The sequence below is a fragment of the Haloferax sp. Atlit-6N genome, assembly GCF_003383195.1.
Lineage (GTDB): Archaea > Halobacteriota > Halobacteria > Halobacteriales > Haloferacaceae > Haloferax > Haloferax gibbonsii.
This window is the reverse complement of sequence record NZ_QEQJ01000005.1, coordinates 1-17,554: the sequence shown is the minus strand read 5'-3', so window position 1 is coordinate 17,554 and position 17,554 is coordinate 1. Positions and strand designations below refer to the sequence as shown.

17 protein-coding genes and 1 tRNA gene are annotated in these 17,554 nt (G+C 63.9%); 11 read left to right on the top strand and 7 right to left on the bottom strand.

The genetic code is table 11. From position 1 onward, the window contains the following. Positions 1–100 precede the first annotated feature (100 nt). Both DEQ92_RS16180 and glmM read right to left on the bottom strand, forming a co-directional pair. Positions 101–1,468 (bottom strand): succinylglutamate desuccinylase/aspartoacylase family protein, encoded by a 1,368-nt coding sequence (locus DEQ92_RS16180; protein WP_050460249.1) that lies wholly within the window; start codon positions 1,466–1,468, stop codon positions 101–103. Between the two features lie 277 nt (positions 1,469–1,745). Then, positions 1,746–3,071, bottom strand: a complete 1,326-nt coding sequence (gene glmM / locus DEQ92_RS16175) for a phosphoglucosamine mutase (RefSeq protein WP_115805817.1) — start codon at positions 3,069–3,071, stop codon at positions 1,746–1,748. Positions 3,072–3,462: 391 nt separating this feature from the next. On the opposite strand from glmM, the gene DEQ92_RS16170 reads away from it, so the two are divergent. The 3 genes from DEQ92_RS16170 (at position 3,463) to DEQ92_RS16160 (ending at position 5,998) form a co-directional block, all read left to right on the top strand. After that, positions 3,463–3,693: a helix-turn-helix transcriptional regulator gene (locus tag DEQ92_RS16170; protein ID WP_004977866.1), complete on the top strand. Its 231-nt coding sequence runs from the start codon at positions 3,463–3,465 to the stop codon at positions 3,691–3,693. A 117-nt stretch (positions 3,694–3,810) separates the two neighbouring features. Further along, complete coding sequence (locus tag DEQ92_RS16165; RefSeq protein ID WP_004977865.1) at positions 3,811–4,836, top strand: rhodanese-like domain-containing protein; 1,026 nt, start codon at positions 3,811–3,813, stop codon at positions 4,834–4,836. Positions 4,837–5,275: 439 nt separating this feature from the next. Further along, on the top strand, positions 5,276–5,998 hold the full coding sequence (locus DEQ92_RS16160; protein ID WP_115821129.1) for a hypothetical protein: 723 nt from the start codon (positions 5,276–5,278) through the stop codon (positions 5,996–5,998). 172 nt (positions 5,999–6,170) lie between these two features. Here the strand turns inward: DEQ92_RS16160 and DEQ92_RS16155 are convergent. After that, positions 6,171–6,245 (bottom strand) — tRNA-Met (locus DEQ92_RS16155). A gap of 251 nt (positions 6,246–6,496) precedes the next feature. On the opposite strand from DEQ92_RS16155, the gene DEQ92_RS16150 reads away from it, so the two are divergent. Beyond that, positions 6,497–7,138: a hypothetical protein gene (locus tag DEQ92_RS16150; protein WP_008093821.1), complete on the top strand. Its 642-nt coding sequence runs from the start codon at positions 6,497–6,499 to the stop codon at positions 7,136–7,138. A 40-nt stretch (positions 7,139–7,178) separates the two neighbouring features. Here DEQ92_RS16150 and DEQ92_RS16145 read toward each other — a convergent pair whose 3' ends face one another. Next, entirely contained in the window at positions 7,179–7,400 is a 222-nt protein-coding gene (locus tag DEQ92_RS16145; protein ID WP_008093823.1) for a hypothetical protein, read from the bottom strand. Between the two features lie 136 nt (positions 7,401–7,536). Here DEQ92_RS16145 and DEQ92_RS16140 point away from each other — a divergent pair, with 136 nt between their 5' ends. From DEQ92_RS16140 to DEQ92_RS16130, 3 genes are all read left to right on the top strand, one after another. Next, positions 7,537–8,289, top strand: a complete 753-nt coding sequence (locus tag DEQ92_RS16140; protein WP_115821128.1) for a pirin family protein — start codon at positions 7,537–7,539, stop codon at positions 8,287–8,289. Between the two features lie 81 nt (positions 8,290–8,370). Then, positions 8,371–9,378 (top strand): ring-cleaving dioxygenase, encoded by a 1,008-nt coding sequence (locus tag DEQ92_RS16135; protein WP_115821127.1) that lies wholly within the window; start codon positions 8,371–8,373, stop codon positions 9,376–9,378. Further along, positions 9,378–10,082: an alpha/beta hydrolase gene (locus tag DEQ92_RS16130; protein ID WP_115821126.1), complete on the top strand. Its 705-nt coding sequence runs from the start codon at positions 9,378–9,380 to the stop codon at positions 10,080–10,082. The genes DEQ92_RS16135 and DEQ92_RS16130 overlap by 1 nt, the downstream gene beginning before the upstream one ends. A gap of 93 nt (positions 10,083–10,175) precedes the next feature. Here the strand turns inward: DEQ92_RS16130 and DEQ92_RS16125 are convergent, their stop codons facing one another. The 3 genes from DEQ92_RS16125 to sod form a co-directional block, all read right to left on the bottom strand. Further along, a complete protein-coding gene (locus tag DEQ92_RS16125; RefSeq protein ID WP_004978409.1) occupies positions 10,176–10,760 on the bottom strand; it encodes an NAD(P)/FAD-dependent oxidoreductase in 585 nt (194 codons plus the stop codon). 81 nt (positions 10,761–10,841) lie between these two features. After that, positions 10,842–11,030, bottom strand: a complete 189-nt coding sequence (locus DEQ92_RS16120; protein WP_050460255.1) for a hypothetical protein — start codon at positions 11,028–11,030, stop codon at positions 10,842–10,844. A 226-nt stretch (positions 11,031–11,256) separates the two neighbouring features. Then, the gene (gene sod, locus DEQ92_RS16115; RefSeq protein WP_050460256.1) at positions 11,257–11,859 is read right to left on the bottom strand and encodes a superoxide dismutase; all 603 of its coding nucleotides are present in this window, start codon (positions 11,857–11,859) and stop codon (positions 11,257–11,259) included. A gap of 296 nt (positions 11,860–12,155) precedes the next feature. Between sod and DEQ92_RS16110 the strand changes: the two genes are divergently transcribed. The 4 genes from DEQ92_RS16110 to DEQ92_RS16095 all read left to right on the top strand — a co-directional run. Next, a complete protein-coding gene (locus DEQ92_RS16110) occupies positions 12,156–13,217 on the top strand; it encodes an ABC transporter ATP-binding protein (RefSeq protein ID WP_233510448.1) in 1,062 nt (353 codons plus the stop codon). Further along, positions 13,214–14,053 carry an ABC transporter permease gene (locus DEQ92_RS16105; RefSeq protein ID WP_082220718.1) on the top strand — a complete coding sequence of 280 codons (840 nt, stop codon included), beginning with the start codon at positions 13,214–13,216 and terminating at the stop codon, positions 14,051–14,053. The genes DEQ92_RS16110 and DEQ92_RS16105 overlap by 4 nt, the downstream gene beginning before the upstream one ends. A gap of 109 nt (positions 14,054–14,162) precedes the next feature. After that, the gene (locus DEQ92_RS16100) at positions 14,163–14,342 is read left to right on the top strand and encodes a hypothetical protein (protein WP_049968935.1); all 180 of its coding nucleotides are present in this window, start codon (positions 14,163–14,165) and stop codon (positions 14,340–14,342) included. A 112-nt stretch (positions 14,343–14,454) separates the two neighbouring features. Beyond that, a partial coding sequence (locus DEQ92_RS16095; protein ID WP_115821177.1) for a type 2 lanthipeptide synthetase LanM family protein occupies positions 14,455–17,554 on the top strand: 3,100 nt, incomplete at its 3' end.

Sequence of the window (17,554 nt, the reverse complement as noted above, 5' to 3'; positions counted from 1 at the left end):
ACCCCGCCGTAGTCGAACGACGGGCGTTATTATACGCGAGATAAGCGGTCGTTGTCGGCGGTTTTCGGCGAGTTCGTCGCGTTAGGCGCGTCGTAGCCGGTCACCCGTGGTAGACGCCGTGTTGCCAGAGCAGGTCGCGGGCGACGGCGACTTCCCACGTTACGGCGTCTTCGAGGGTCGTCCCCTTGCGGGTCGTCTCGACGATGTAGCCGGGGAGGTGCAGGTCGCCGTACACCTTGTGGATGAAGAGCGGACGAGAGCCGTCGAGGGAGTTCCCGCAGTCGAAGTCGTAGTACGACGGGTACTCCGAGGGGTCGATGTACTGCTCGTTGACGTAGTCGCACGCGCTTGCGGCGTTCATCGGGGTCGCGCGAGTCGGGAAGACCGCCTGGCCGACTTTTCCGTCGTGCTTGTAGATGCCGCTGGAGCTGTGAAGGTCGACGACGACGTCGGGGTCGTGCGAGACGAGTTCGTCCCAGAGCGCCCGCGCGAGCCGGGACGTGGGTTCCGCTCCGGTGGGGAACTGTCGGTTCAGGTCGCCGTCTTCGGTGTACCGCGCCCCGATACTGATTGCGGGCGCGTTCGCGTAGGGGACGACGACGAGCTTGCCGCCGGTCGGGCGGAGATGCCTGAGTTGGTCCGCCGCGCGGTAGCCCTGCGGCTCCTCGCCGTGGATACCGCCGACGACGAACGCCGTCGGGCCGGGCTTTCCGGAGTCGATGACGTGGACGGGCGTCTCGTAGTTCGTTCCCGGAAGGAGCGAGTGGGTGCGTACCGACCCCGCGTTGACCCGGTCGAGACGGGTCCGAACCCAGCCGAGGATGTCGCCGTAGTTTCCGTCCTTGTGGTCTCGAAGCAGGCGAACTCGCGGCACGCCCGAGATGCCGTAGCGGCCGGCCTCGTCGGTCGCCGAGCGGACGAGGCTGTCGTAGCGGTCTTCGTAGGCGCGGTTGGCGATTTTCGTGATGTTTCGGACACCCGCGAGGTCCATGTAGGATTCCAACCGAGCGTGGGTGTACGTCTTGGTCGTGAAGTTCCAGAACATGAACTCGAAGAACCGCCAGAAGTTCTCCGGTTCGACGTCCCAGACGCCGTGGGCGGCGCGGGCGGCGCGGGCTTCGCCCTCGTCGTCGCCGACGAGGTAGGTGTCGATGGCGTCGGGCTTGTACGAGAGGAGTCGGACTTCGAGGTTGAGGTCGCCCGTCAGGACGTACTCGCGGACGACGTCTTCGAGGTTGTGCTGAACGAAGTACTGCGAGGAGCCCGACAGGAAGTTCACGTAGACGACGAGCGTCGGGTTCGAATCGTCGGTGCCCATCGTCGGGTAGAGTCGGTCACTGAGGTACGGTGCGGTTCCGACGACGCCCGGCGAGAACCCCGCTGCGGCGTTCCGAGTTCCGACAGTTCCGAGCAGCGCGAGTCCGCCGGCGGCGGTGAGGAAGGTGCGACGAGTAAATTCCGCGTTCATTTGTATCCAATTTACTGAACGTCATAAAACGGAGAAACACCGTGCCTTCACATATCCAGTCTTTTTATATCCATGCGGACAACTACCGCACTGAATTCGGCTGATTTGTGGGCGTGTCACCCATTCGCTGGCCACCCAATTTCGATACTCCAATTCTACGCGGGAGCGAAGTTGCCTCTCCGGTCGCGTCACTCGGTGGTGAACCTGAGCGTGTAACCGAAGTAGCGTTCGTCGTACCGGAGGAACCGACGTTCGAGGTCCGGGTCGACCCCCCGGTTCAGGTACGGACGGGGCCGATTCGAGACTCGACGAGCGCCAGCGCCTCGTCGAACAGCCGGTCGGTCGCCGCTTCCGTCCGACCTTCGGCGGTGACTCGCACGAGCGGTTGCGTTCCGCTCGCCCGGACGAGGAACCACCCGTCGTCGGTCTCGACGCGGAGCCCGTCGCGGTCGTCGATGTCGTCGTACTCCTCGCGCACCGCCGCTTCGACGCGTTCGAGGACGCCCGCTTTGTCGCTCGTCTCGACGCTCTCGCGGCGAAGCGGGTAGGCGTCGATATCGTCCACGAGGTCGGCCAACGGGCCGCGCCGCGAGACGAACTCGACGAGTTTGCACGCCGCGAGCGGGCCGTCGGGACAGGGCGTCTCGTCGGCCCAAATCCACGCCCCGGAGGGCTCGCCGCCGAAGACGACGCCCGGCTCGGCGCACCGCTCGGCGACGAACACGTCGCCCACGCGCGTCCGGACCACGTCCGCGCCGACGGTCGCGACCGCGTCGTCGACGGCGAGGCTCGTGTTCACCGGAACGGCGATTCGGTCGCCTTCTGACGCGGCCTCGCGCCCGAACAGGGCGAGGAGCGCGTCGCCGTCGACGAAGTTCCCGTCGCCGTCGACGGCCATCATCCGGTCTGCGTCCCCGTCGTGGGCGATACCGAGGTCCGCGTCGGTCGCGGCGACGTGGGACTTGAGCCCGCGAAGCGTCTCGTCGGTCGGTTCGCTCGGGCGGGCGGGGAATCGACCGTCGCGCTGGCCGTTGAGCGTCGACACCGTACAGCCGAGGTCCGAGAGCGCGTCCGCCGTGAGCCGTCCCGTTCCGTTGCCGATGTCGACGACGACCGAACAGGGGTTTTCGAGGTCGACGCTCGATTTGAGCGCGTCGCGGTGGCGGTTTTCGATGCTTCGGTGTCGCTCGGTTCCGACGCCGTCCCACGCGGCGAGTTCGTAGTCCTCGTCATCGATACGGCGCTCGATGGCGGCGCGCTGGGCCGAATCGAACGCCCGGCCGGACGCGGTCCAGAGCTTCACGCCGTTGTCGGTCGGCGGGTTGTGCGAGGCGGTGATGACGGCACCGGCGTCGGCGTCGAACCACTCGACGGCGCGGGCGATAGACGGCGTCGGCAGGGTTCCGAGTCGGAGTACGTCGATTCCGCACTCCAGAAGCCCGGCGACGAGTGCGTGTTCGAGCATCGTTCCGCTTTCGCGCGCGTCGCGACCGACGACGACGCGCCCGGAGACCTCGCTACCGAGCGCCCTTCCGATACAGAGCGCCACTTCAGCCGTCACGTCTTCGCCGACGGCACCGCGAACGCCGCTCGTTCCAAACATACTCCGCACGTGGGCGGCGGGGTTCCTTACTATGGGATGAGTAAGGAACCGCTGGGTCGGGGCGTTCGCTCCCGAGAGGGCGCAGTTGGCGGGTCGGCTATCGCCCGGCGTCCGCTGGTCGGCAGTCGCGGAACGATGGCGCGTTCGTCCGGGTCCGCGTGGTTTCGCGCGTTCGAGCGGTCGGAGCGACCCCCGTTTATGATGTGTCTATTCGCGCGGTCGCCGTCGGTGCTGAGAGCGAACTCCGAGAAACGACCGTTTCACACGTTCTAGGGGTTCTTTAGAACCACAACTATCTCCGAAGTTCATGTAGGGTGCGCCCGTGGCATCCCCTATGTGCGTACACGAATTAACCGCGATTCAACGCGATTTGCTGTTCGTTGTGCGAGGAATGAGCGACTCCTCTGGACAGACCATCAAGACCGAACTCGAAAAGACGCAGGGGCGCGACCTGCTCACGGGCCGCGTGTACACGAACCTGAACGAACTCGTCGACAAAGACCTCGTCCACAAAGGGAGCAAGAACGGACGGACCAACGAGTACTCGCTGACCGACGAGGGCCGCGAAGCGGTCGAGACGCGCCGCCGCTGGGAGAAGCGGTATCTCAAGCAGACCGCGTGAACGGCGGTTTAGCGGCACGATACGCCCGTCACTCGTAGCCCGCCTTTCCACGCGAGTAAGGGTGCACAGCGCTTACTCTGTATATAATAAACCACTACTGGTCAGTACGGATGGGTGATGACAGAACGACAGTCGAGCCGCAGACGGTTCCTTCAGTTGACCGGTGCAGCGACGATTGCCGGGCTCGCGGGCTGTTCGAGCGGGTCCCCCGAATCGACGCCGTCCACGTCGACCCAGACGACCACCGCGAACGCGACGCAGACGACGACGCAAACGACGACGGCCGCGCCCGAAGACCGGATGCGAGGACCCCGCGAGGGCGACGACCTACCGCAAGACCCCAAACCTTCGGACGGCTACCCGCCTGAGTTCGACACCGTGCCGGAAGAGCGGTCTATCGACACGAGCTCCTACGATACGCTCACGCGAGAGGTGCACGACGTGACCGTCGAAGTTCCGCTCGTTCCCATCGAGGACGCGTACTACTGGTACGCGCGCGGGGAGGCGCGCTTCGTCGACGCCCGCAGCGAGACCGGATACGAGGTCTCCCACGTCTTCGGCTCCGTGCTCAGCCCCGCACCGGACGGGCGGACGCTCGACCCCACGGACGACTGGAACGAGGCGGACCGCGTGGTGACCTACTGCCACTGCCCGCACCACCTGTCGTCGCTCCGGGCGGCGATGCTGCTCGCGACCGGCTTCGAGAACGTGTACGCCATCGACGAGGGATACCAGGCGTGGCTCGACCGCAACTACCCGCTTGCGGGGTCCGACACGAGCCGGGATTACACGGTTCGGACTATCGAAGGCGAGACGAGCCGCCTCGACGCCGGTGAGACGGCGTGGGCGTTCCACCCGCAGACCGACCAGGTCGAAGCGACCGAAATCGAATCCGACGGCTCGTACACGCTCGAACTGAAGTTCGTACAGGTCGACGCCCAGAGCACGATTCAGGTCGAGACGCCGAGCTATGCCATTCAGGCCCCGCTGGGCGAGCTGACGAGCGGAACTGTCACGGCAGACACGGGAACGCCGGCCGAGCAGACGAAGGCCACTTCGAACTCCACGAACGGGACGACGAACGGTACTGCCACGAACGATACCGCGACGAACGACTCGTTCTCGCTGAACTGGCGAATCTGACCGGTCAGCTACCGGGAGAACATCGAACACCGACCCCTCGCTGATTCTGTGAGCTCCGATTTCGAGTGAGAGACGAGAAGTATCCGAAAATTGTCTATATTTGTTGCGTCGTTGTCGGCAGGAGACAACGAGGATTAGCAATTTGTCGGTTATTCTCTGAGAGTAGAGGATAAACCATATGGCGCGATACAAAATTCATCATTCGCGGCTCGACCTCTAGGCAGTCTACGACGACGTGTTCCCATGTGGCTCGAAGGGCGGCACGCGGCGAGTGAGATGCCAGAGCGCACACCCAAGACTATCCCTCTCGTCGTGGAACGAATCACTCATGCAACCGTATCCACCGACGCCTCATCTCGGAGACGCCGCCGACGAGTTGCTGTCGAGCGGTCACCTGTGGCTCCGCGAGTACGTCGTTGGTCCCCGGTTGCGGTTTCAGATGGAACCGTCGGGGCGTCTACTGTTCGGCGACCGAGACCGAGTCTTCGACGACGTGCCTCCGCCGTACGAATCCGCCGTTCGGCACGTTCGAGAGCGGTTCGACCGCGACGCGTTCCACGACGCGGTCGACGAGCCGGGAGCGTACGTCTTCTTCGGCGTGGCACCGTGCAATGTCGGTATCGACTACGACTGGGAGCGAATCCCGGCATTTCTCGGCTGGACCATCTGGAACGGGACCAAAGAGCGACTGTTCCCCATCGACAAAGCCGAGCAGGTGTTCGAGCGCTTGGGTCTGACGCCGCTGAACACCTTCCAGAAGGAACTGAACGTCCGGGATTTCCACCCGGAACGGCTCGACATCCACGAATCCGCGTGGTACGCCGGACCCGCCGCAGGTGTCGTCATCGAGAATCGGCGCGGTGGACGCGCACTCGTCCGAGAGAGCGCCGTCGACGAGATAAGCGACCACGAGCCGATACGAGGTGAGCCAGCGGAACTCGCCGACGAACTCGTCACCGACGCGCGAGTCGGCCGCGCCGTCGAAGCCATCGAAACGTCCCAAAAACCGCCCACGACCGCCGAGGTTCACGCACGCGTGTTCGAGAGTATCGTCCGTGAGGAGTACGTTCGACTCGACAAAGGCCGCGTCGATTGGGAGACGTTGCGGTCCGCAGTCGGGTCGGTCGTCGCCGAGAAACGCGGTAAGTTGGCCGACAACTGAGTCGCCAGTTTCCTCGTTCCGAACCAGTCTTCTCTCGATGGTCGGGGAAAGCGGGCCTCACTCGCAACGTGAAGCGTTGCTCACTGGTTCAACTCTACTGAGCTATGAGGCTGACCTCGTGGGTCGCGCCGAGCCGAGACTCGGCGCTCAGGAGTTGAGGTCAGCAAAACCATAGCGGGAGGTAGATTTGAACTACCGATCTCCGGGTTATGAGCCCGGCGGAATCTCCTGGCTATCCCATCCCGCTACTACATCGAACTCGGTTGCTAGTGGTAAGGCTTCTGTTTCGGACGCAGAGTATCAATATATTATCATTTAGGGGCTGGTACCTGCGGGAGGCCTCGGTACTCGCATTCTTTTTCTTTTTGCGCCCGGACCAGAGGCGCGGCGGTCGCACCGCAACTCGTTGAAAGAGAGCTATATATCGGCCGATTTTGAAGTACACTAACGGTGACACATCCAGACGAGAACGAGTCCGTCGCAGCGTGGACCGCGGGGATGGCTGGCCTTCGAGAACTCCCGTGGCGTGTCGCGTTCAACGGCGTTGATTTCGGTCGCGTGTCGTGGTGGGGCGTGTTCGCCGTCGCCCCCGCTGCCCTGCTGACTTTCGGCGCGCTCGCCGGTGACCGCGCCCCGTTCGTGTACAGTATGTACTGCGCGGTGATACTGACGGCAGTCCTCCAGAGCTCGGAACGGTTCATCGGTATGAGCGTCGCGCTCGACGATGACGCCGGCGAGCTCGAAAGCACCTACCACATGGGTGACCCCTCGCTGTTTCGGAGCGACGAGGACGTGACGACCTCACTCGCGGACGTTGAAACTGCCCGGTTCGTGACCATCGGGGACCGGACTGTAGTCCGATTGTACTACGAACAGTCGTTCGTCAACAAGCCCTCGATGTTTCTCGTTCCGGACGAGTTCGAACCCCGGTTCCGGGAGACGCTCCGTCAGTACAACGTGTCGATTCGAGTGGACTCGACGCTGAAGTCGGCCGACCGGGTGTGGGGGCGGTTCGCCGTGACCGCTCTCTTTCTGGGTGCGATTCCGCTCGGCACCGTCTTCGTCTGGCCCGCCGGTTCGGTGCCGTTTCTGCTCGCCGTGTTCGGACACGCCGCGTTCGTACTGCGGCAGGGTTGGTGACGCCGTGGGTCGCTCACAGTCGGTCGACCCGGGGACGAACTCACGGCAGAAGCGACAGCGCGTCAAGGAGCGCCTGTTTCACTCGCTCGTTCGACACCGCGTGGCCGACCGCGAACATGAGACTGACCACGACTCCGACCGCGACCGACGCGATGACGCTCGAGTCGGAGGGGCCGAACACGGAGACCACTCCCGCCGCGACGATACCACTCAGCACGACGAACAGCCAGTTTCGCCGCGGCGTCCACCGACTCGTCTCCATTCGCCCGCTCTGTCGGTTGTCAGGAACAAAACGTTTGTCATCGGAGCGGTCGTCCGCTCCCGGTGACACCGACGTCACCTGCTTTCGGTCACGTCGCCGAGAAGGTATATAGATTCGATGCGTAGGTGCGTGCGTAATGAAAGTCGGCTCCGAGACGAAGCTCTACAAGGCGGAGCGAACCGACGTCTCCCAGAACCAGGGGAAGTTCCGGACCCACTTCAACTTCCCCGGTCGCGCCCTCCCGGACCACGGGGACCACGGCTACGGCCCGCTCGCGACCATCGTCGAGTCATTCATGGACCCCGACACCCACATCGCGATGCACCCCCACCGCGACGAGGAAATCATCTCGTGGGTGCCCGCCGGCGTGATGCGTCACGGCGACCAAGACGGCAACGACCTCGTCACCGACGCCGACCACCTGATGGTGATGAACGCGGGCGAGACGTTCTGGCACGAGGAGTTCACCCGCGCGGACGACCCGCCGCTGCGGATGCTTCAGATGTTCGTCCGGCCCCACAGCCTCGGACTGGGGCCGAACATCCAACACGAACCCATCGACGCCCCCGTCGAGGGTGAGTGGCGGCACCTGTTCGGGCCCGAGGGCTCCCACGCGCCGCTTTTCGTCCGCAACGAGGTCGACCTCTTCGACCTCCGTCTCGACGCCGGGTCGAGCGCTGACCTCCCCGCTATCAAGGGACGAGACGCGTACTTCTACGTGTTCGACGGCGCGGTCGAGGCCGCGGACACGCGCTTCGGGAAAACCGAAAGCGGCCTGCTCGTCGATGACGCCCGTCTGACGCTCACCGCCGACGAGGACGCCACCGTCGTCGCGTTCCTGATCGACCCCGACGCTCCCGTCACCCGACAGGGAACCATCGGTCGCTGACGCGGTATCGCCGCCGACACGTCTCCGCCGCCGCACCGTCGCCGCCACACTACCACTCTCCAACACACCCCGCCCAACTCGATGCTCACAGACACCGCCGGAATCCACCACGTCACGGGAATCGTCCGCGACGCGCAGGCGAACGTCGACTTCTACGCGACGACGCTCGGTCTGCGCCTCGTCAAGCAGACGGTGAACTTCAACGAGAAGTTCACGCGCCACCTGTTCTACGGCGACGAGACCGGCTCGCCCGGAACGGCCCTGACGTTCTTCCCGTATCCGGCCGAGGAGCCGGGACGCCCCGGCACGCCCCAGATTCGAACCGCGTCGCTGGTGATTCCCCCCGACGCCGTCGACTACTGGCTCGACCGCCTCGCCGACCGCGGCGTCGAAGTCGACGGCCCGTTCGAGCGGTTCGGCGAGACCGTCCTCCGGTTTTCGGACCCCGACGGGACCGACCTCGAACTCGTCACCGGCGGGTCGTCGGTCGAACCGTGGTTCGACGGCCCGGTTCCCGCCGAGCGCGCGATTCGGGGCATCCACGGCGTCACGCTCCACTCGACGAACCCCTTCGTGACCGCCAGCGTGCTCGATACGCTCGGGTTCGACCTCGTCGAACAGGAGGGCGACCGCGTCCGCTACCGAGCGCCGGGCGACCGCGCGACCGTCGTGGACCTCCTCGATAGGGACGGCGAGTTCGGCCGCGAGGGCGCGGGGAGCATCCACCACGTCGCGGTCCGCGTCGAGGACGAAGCCCAGCTGTACGAGTGGCACGACCTGTTCCGCGAGCGCGGCTACGACGTGTCGCGGGTGAAAGACAGACACGTGTTCCACTCGCTGTACGTCCGCGAACCGGGCGGTATCCTGTTCGAACTCGCGACCGACGGCCCCGGTCTCACGTTCGACGCTGACCCGGAGACGCTCGGTCAGTCGCTGTACCTCCCGCCGTGGCTGGAGGAGGACCGCGAGATGATAGAAAGCCAACTGCGCCCGCTCGACCTCCCGGTTGGCGTCGGAGGCGACGAGGCCGCTGGAGGCGCTGAGGACAACGGCGGCGTCGGACCCAGTCGCGACGACGGACTGAACTGATGTCCCGCCGCCCAACAGCGCCCCGGTCCGCGACCGACCCCCACGAGGGGCAGGAGATTGCGACCGCGGGAGCGCCCCCGCAGGTCGCCGACGCGGCGGTGGTCCTGCTCCACGGCCGCGGGTCGAAGGCGCGGCACGTCCTCACCCTCGTCGACGAGTTCCTCCACCGGGGCGTGATGTACCTCGCGCCGCAGGCCGCCGGGAGTTCGTGGTATCCGGCACCGGCCATCAGTCCCATCGAGCGAAACGAACCGTGGCTCACCTCCGCGCTCGGTCGGGTGTCGGCCGCGCTCGACATCGCCGCCGACGCCGGGATTCCGCCCGAACGAGTCGTCTTCTTCGGGTTCTCGCAGGGCGCGTGTCTCGCAGCCGAGTTCGCGGTTCGAAACCCACGTCGGTACGGCGGTCTCGTCGCGCTCTCGGGGAGTCTCCTCGGTCCCGACCTCGGGAATCGGACCCACGACGGCTACGACGACGGCGACCAGAACGGTCACAGCAGCGATGACGACCTCGACGGTACGCCGGCCTTCTTCGGGAGCGGTCGCGACGACCCTCGCGTCGACCCTGAGCGAGTCGAGGCGTCGGCCCGAGTCCTCGCGGCACTCGGGGCCGACGCGACGAGCCGGCTGTACGAGGGGCTGGGACACGCCATCAACGACGACGAGATTCGGGTCATCGACTCGTTCATCGAGCGACTCGGCTAGCGAGACAGGCGAGTCTCCGGAGTCTCGGCGAAGAAAAAACGAGAACGCGAAGTCGCGAAGTCGCAGTCGGAAAGTACGACCGCGGGGTTGCGATTAGACGTCGTCGATGAGGGAGCCGTAGACGGACTCGGCGTCGGCGGGCACGTCGAAGTCGTGGTAGTGCTCGCCCTTCTCTTTCGAGAGGATGTTGAGGGCGGCGGCCGCGCCGTCGCCGGCGGAGATGACGGCCTGCCACTCCTCGGCGCGGACCATCGCGCCCGTGGCGTAGGCGTCCTCGACGCTCGTCTCCATCGTCACGCCCACGTCGACGAGGTCGTCGTCGAACGCACAGCCGAGCGACTCCGCGAGGTCGCGGTTCGCGCCCGTGGCGAGCACGACGTAGTCGGCCTCGTACTCGCCGTCGTCGGTCGTGACCACGAAGCCGTCGTCGCTCTCGCTCACGTCGGTGACTTCCTCGCCCTGGTGGCGCTCCGCGTCGAAGTGGTCGACCTGCGTGCGGAGCGTCTCCATGTAGTCCGAACCGTCGATGGAGCCGATTCCGGGGTAGTTGAACAGATGCGCCTTGTGCATCCACGTCTTGTCGGTGTCGAAGACCGTCGTGGAGAGCCCGTTCTTCGCGGCGAAGAGGGAGGTTGTCAGACCAGCGGGACCGCCGCCGATGACGATTACGTCTGCCATGTTCCATGCACTAGCGTACTGGATAAAGAACCCCAGCAAAGCGGATATTTTGTAGTACTCTCGATTACGCGCTATCGCGGTTCATTCGTCTAACTGCGACTCGGCGAACGAGACGGCGAACTGGTCGCGCATCTCTCGGCGGAGCATCTCGCTCATCACCTCGTAGACGACCGGTTGCGGGTATTTCTCCAGCAACCCGGCGAGTTCGACGGCGCAGTCGGACTTCAGGGCGGCAAATTCGGCAGTCCACGGTGGATTACTATTACTCATTAACCGCACATTCTTTCCCGCGTAGTTATGAATTTTGCTTGAAACAAACGAGAACGGTCGATGGTGTTAGTCGCACCGCTCGCCGGAACACGTGCTGGACGGTCGGTAGAAGGGTGCCGGTCTGGCGGGACGAACTCGCCCCGCCGGATGCCCTGTGTTGGGCACCCTTTCACGGTAACCCGTGGTGGTCGCGCGGGAAACGGTGGGTTCGTTCTGTTACGCTACGTTACTCGAAGAGTTCGACGGCTTGGTCGTAGCGGGCGGCGGGCTCGTCCCAGTCGACGACCTCGAAGAACGCGGAGACGAAGTCGCCGCGGGCCGGGCCGTAGTCGTGGTAGTAGGAGTGTTCCCAGACGTCCAGCGCGAGGATGGGGTGGGAGCCCCAGAGCGCGCCCTGGTCGTGCTTGTCGACGACGACGTTCCGAAGCTGGTTCGAGAACGAGTCGTAGACGAGAAGCGCCCAGCCGCCGGCCGCGCCGGCCGCCGCTTCGAATTCGCCCTTCCAGGCTTCGTAGGAGCCGAAGTCCTCCGCGATGCGCTCTGCGAGCGCACCCTCGGGCTCGTCGCCGCCTTCCGGCGACATGTTCTGCCAGAACAGGTCGTGCAGGATGTGTCCCGAGCCGTTGTGGGTGACGTTACGAAGCGCGCCGGCAGACGAGCCGAACTCGCCTGCTTCGCGGTTCTCGGCGAGGGTCTCCTCGGCCGCGTTCCAGCCGTTGACGTAGCCCTGATGGTGGGTGTCGTGATGCCACGTCAGCACCTGCTCGGAGATGTGGGGCTCAAGTGCGTCGTACTCGTACGGGAGGGGGTCAAGTTCGTAGTCTGACATTGGTGTTCGCAGCTAGACCGAGGGACCGAACACACATGTACTTTCGCTGAACGCGATTTACGTAGTGGATGTGATAGTTCGCGCTCGCACCTCGACCCACGATTTACTAGCTCTTGGGGGAGTGTCTGCGGGCCGACGAGTAGGACGCTTTCAAACAGACGAATCCGAGTCGTTCGTCTGGTTCGAGATTTGGGAAGACGCACTCTGCGGGCGGAATAAAACCGTGGTTTCGCGGAGTTGTCGTTCGTGTTTGGTAGCCAACAATTTATTATAGTAGACCGCCGTCACGAACTGACGTGCTCGAAGAGTTCAACTATTCGTCATTACAATCTGATGGAGCGGTTCCTCCCTCTGAACCGGGCCCTATCGCACTCTCGGTGTCAGACCTCCACAAGCAGTACGAGGGTAGCGATGGTCGGGTCACGGCAGTCGAGCAAGTGGACTTCGACATCGAGCGGGGCACCGCCGTCGGGTTGCTCGGACCCAATGGTGCCGGGAAGACGACCACGATTAAATCGTTGCTCGGCCTCATCGTTCCCACAAACGGAACGGTCCAGATTCACGGGACTGACGTACATGACGAACCGGAGCGCGCGTACCAACACATCGGGGCGATGCTGGAGGGCGCTCGGAACGTCTACTGGCGGTTGACGGTTCGGGAGAATATGCGGTTTTTCGCGGCACTCGCCGGAGAGTCGACGGGGCAAACAGAGCGACGTCAACAGGAACTGCTCGAGAAGTTTGGGCTCACAGACAAAGCTGACTCGACCGTCAGAGAACTCTCACGGGGCGAAAAGCAGAAAGTCTCGCTCGCCTGCACGCTCGCGAGGGACGCCGACGTCGTTCTGCTGGACGAGCCGACGCTCGGACTCGATGTCGAGAGTTCGCTCGAGCTGCGCAAGGAGCTTCGTCGTCTGGTCACGGACCAAGGAACGACGCTTCTCCTGTCGAGCCATGACATGGACGTCATCGAGGACATCTGCGATCGAGTTGTGGTGATGAATGACGGTGAGGTCGTCACTGACCAGAGCGTCTCGGACCTCCTCGATGTGTTCGACATACAGTCGTATCGTATCGTAGTCGATGGGACGCTCTCACAGCGGGTCCGTCAGTACCTCTCAGCTCAGTTCGACGCGGACTCGTTCGAGACGAGAGGTGATTCGACCCAGTTTTCGGTCCGCGTCAGCGGCGACGAGTTCTACCGACTCGTCGACGGACTGCGCGAGGTCGGGTGCGAAGTCGAGTCGTTCACTTCGGTCGAACCAGACCTCGAGGAGATATTCATCCAACTGACAAACCAGTCTTCGGAGGGCTCACTCGGATCTGGCCGCCCACCACAAATGGACACACAGACATGAGTTCGGAGCCAGCGCACTCGACTAGCCTCGGTGGGACGAGGACACTCGTCGGCCTTGGTCGCCTCCTCTGGGAGGTCATCAGAAAACAGTTCACCGTGATGTTCCGGTACCGCGTGAACTTCGCCATCAACGTGGCGACGATGTACGTGTTCTTCGCCATCGTCTTCTTCGGCGGACAAGCGGTGGTGGGCGGAATCGGTGGGTCGCCACAATCGCTCGATTCGACGCTCAACGGCGTCATCGTCGGTTGGTTCCTCTGGACGATGGCGCAAGGCGCGTACTCCGGTCTCTCGGGGAACATCACACAGGAGTCCCAGTGGGGAACCCTCGAACAGCTATACATGTCTCCGTTCGGATTCGGCCGCGTCATGCTCCTGAAAGCGGCCTCGAACGTGATTCAGAGTATGGCTATCGGCGGAGTTATCCTCGTGCTCATGCTGGTGACTACGGGACGGACGCTCTCGGTCGACCTGCTCACTATCGCCCCCGTGGTAATCGCTTCGCTACTTTCGGTCGTCGGAATCGGGTTTGTGTTCGCGGGCCTCGCGCTTATCTACAAGCGAATCGGAGCGGTTTCGAACCTCATGCAGTTCGCGATGGTCGGTCTCGTGGGAGCCCCAACGGCAGACGTACCGGCCCTTCGGCTACTGCCGCTCGTCCAGGGGTCCGCGCTCCTCCAGCAATCGATGCGCCGCGGGATTCGGCTGTGGGAGTTCTCGGCCGAAGAACTGTCCGTCCTCCTCGGGGTCGGTGTCGGTTATCTCGTCTGCGGATACGTCGTCTTCAAGTACTGCTCGCGGGTCGCTCGTCGCCGCGGTGTCATGGGACACTACTGAGTGACACCCACCGACGGGGTATCGGCCAACTCTCCCCAGTGACGACACGAGCTGAATTTATAACTAATTGCCATTAGTTTTATAACATGTCGTTTAGATATACAATTTGATGTCAGTTGCATTGGACATCGGCATTGCACGTACTGTTGACAAATCACACTACGACGGCCTCTTCGGGTCGATCATCTCCGATAAGTTCGAGATGTCCCACGACAGCACCGGGACGGCGTCGTGCTACCTCCCGTGCCACACGGCCTCGAAGCTCCCCTGCTGCGACACCACCAACTGAGGTGTTCCCGAAGCTTCTCCGCGTCGCTCGACCGCGGAGAAGCCCATCGGTTTTTCTGACGGCTCGCAGGCGCTTTCCGATTCACTCCGTAGCGTACCGATTCACATCCACTATGACGACATCGACAGCTGACGAGATGGTGTTCACACAACAACAACGTCGCGAAATCGCCGGTCGCGCCCGGACGCTCCACGAGCGTCTCGAAGGTCCCTCCAATGACTCCGGCCCCGACCCCGAGATATCTCCGACGACGATTCTGGACGAGTGGGAGGGACTTTTCGCCGACGAAGAACAGTTCACCGAGCGGTTGGCGGCCGACGGAATCCAGCGGGCAGATGCCGAAGCCCAGTTGGCGGCCACGAAGTGGCCAAGCGACGTGCCGCTCCCGGCGTGGATCGAGACGATCGAAGAACTAATCCAGTACCTCCGGGCTTCCGACCCGACGCGCTACTCGAGTACGCCGGACGACGTCCCGTTCCGGGAGCTTTTGACCGGGTTCAGCGAGTTCGCGCGCGGTCGGCTCGGTACGCTCTCCGTTCCGGACGAGTCGGTCGAGCCGCTGGTCGAAGGGCTGACCAGACGGTTCCACGCGCTCTGTGTCCGGCCGCTGTACGTCGAATTCAAGAGCTTCGTAGAGCACTTCGACCCCGAACTGGCTGCGGCCGACCCCGACGAGTTCGACGATCCGCCGACCGAGTACTACGAGGAGTTCATCGACGCAATGTTCGCACACGGGATATCTAACCTCTGCGTCGAGTACCCTGTTCTCGCCCGACAAATTGCCGTCATTATCGACAACTGGGTCGACGCGATTTCCGAACTCTGCCAGCGGATTCGAGACGACGCTCCCTCGCTCAGGGAGCGGTTCGGCATCGACGGTTCGGTGACCTCGCTCGAACCGCTCTCGACGGACGCGCACGCCAAGGGCCGAATTCCGGTCCGCGTTTCGTTCGGTTCGACGGACGTCATCTACAAACCGAGAGGCGTCGACGGGGGTGTGGCCCTGTACGAAGTGCTCGAACGAGTAAGCGAACGCACGTCCGTCACGACCTTTCGGTCGCCGGAATACCTCCCCAGAGACAGCTACGGGTGGATGGAGCCGATAGCGTACGACGACTTAGCCGATACCGACGCAGTACGGCGGTACTACGAGCAAGCGGGCGTCCTCACTTGCGTCGCGTACGCGCTCAACATGACCGACTGCCAGTACGAGAACCTGCTCGTCGACGGTGAGAGCCCGATGGTCGTCGACGGCGAGACGGTTTTCCACCCCTACGTTGATCCGGCGGCCATGCCGACGCCCACGGAAGTGTCCACGGTCGCCCACAGTACGATACTCTCTACGCTCTTGGCACCGTGGTCGGTCGGCGACCCGCGCACCCCGAGCGACGACGATGCAGGCGTTCCCCACGCCGGTTTCGGTAGTTCGAGTGAGCGGGCGTTCAAAGACGTCTCCAAACCCGGTATCGAAGCGGCGAACACGGACGTCATGACGGTAGAGGAGGTCCGGCCAGAGGTCAACCTGACCACGAACACCGCGAGTACTACAGACGGTGACCACCCGCCGGTTTCGTACACCGAGGCGCTTGGCGAGGGATTCACCGAAGCGTACGACGCCATCCGCTCGTTACACGAAAACGGCGCGTTCTTCGGCGAGGTGTTGCCTTCCAGCCTCGTCGACGGCATTGAGAACCGGTTGGTGTACCGGGCGACGGCTCGATACGGCTCGATTCTCCGGTCGGCGGCCGCCCGCGACCCGCTCCGAGACGGGGCCCGTCTCTCGGTCGAGTACGAGAAGCTCGCTGTTCCCTTCTTCGACGGTCGAATCGACGCCGACCAGTACTGGCCGCTGTACGCGGCCGAGCGGAGGGCGCTCCGCCGCCGCGACTTCCCGCGGTTCGCGTCGTCGCCGACGAGCAGCACAGTCGTTCACGATGGGAAGGAGTTACCCGTTGACGTCGATACGCCCGGCTTTCACCGATGTCGACAGCGGGTCGACTCGATGAACGACGACGACCGCGACCGGCAGGCGTGGCTGCTCCAGTACGCGTTCGGGCCGCAAGTACCGGGTCCCGCACCCGAGCCCGACGTCTCCGCCAATACGTTCGAGGCGACCGCGAGGACCCTGTTCGAGGAGGTTCTGGACGCCGGTATTGAGACGCCAGACGGCGACGCTTGGGTGTCGATCTCGCCGACGGAGACGGGAATCGACCTCTATCCGACGGACTTCTCGCTGTACCACGGGCGCGGTGGTATCGCGCTGGCGGCCGCAGCGCTCTTCGAGACTACGGGCGAGACGCGCTATCGAACCGTGGCGGAAGAAATCTTATCACCCATACTCGACGCCATCGAAGACGGTGGCCCGCCGCCGAACCTGGGTGGGATGCTCGGCGTCGGGTCGGTCGTATACACGCTTACGGTCATCTCGGAGCTTCTCGACGCCGACGAATACCGCCGCGCCGCGCGGTCCGCCGCGGACGTCGTCACGGAGTCCCACGTAATGAACGACGAAACGTTCGACGTACTGGAGGGGGTTGGTGGGACCGTTCTTGGCCTCCTCGCGTACTACGACCGGCACGGCGACGAGTCCGTTCTCGACCGGGCAGTCGCGTGCGGAGAGCGCCTCCTTGATGGCCGCGTGCTGGAAGACGGCTACCGAGTGTGGCGAACTGCCGAGGACGAGCCGCCACTCACGGGGTTCTCACACGGCGCGTGCGGAATCGGCTACGCGCTCGCCCGCCTCGCCGAGGCGACAGGGGACGAACGGTTCTTGGACGCAACGCGCGAGGCACTCGCCTTCGAATCGGCGCTGTACGACCCGAACCGGAACAACTGGGCGAAATCGCACGAGGACACGAGCTATGATGATAAGTGGTGCCACGGTCGGTCGGGGATGGCACTCGCTCGGCTCGGCATCGCAGACGCACTCGACGACAGCGACCTCCACAACGCCGCGATTGACGCGCTCTCGGAGACCGCGCGAGCCGAGCCGTCGAACATGGACCACGTCTGCTGCGGGAACTTCGGGCGGGTCGAAGCGCTTCTCGTCGGTGCGCGCCGCGGGACCCTCGACGGATCACACGCAATCGGACTGGCCCGCCGGTGTCTCACTCGGAGAGACGCCCACGGCGAGTTTTCGATGACTGGACACACGGCGACCTTTCCGAACCCGATGTTCTTCCACGGTCTCTCCGGCGTCGTCTACTCGCTAT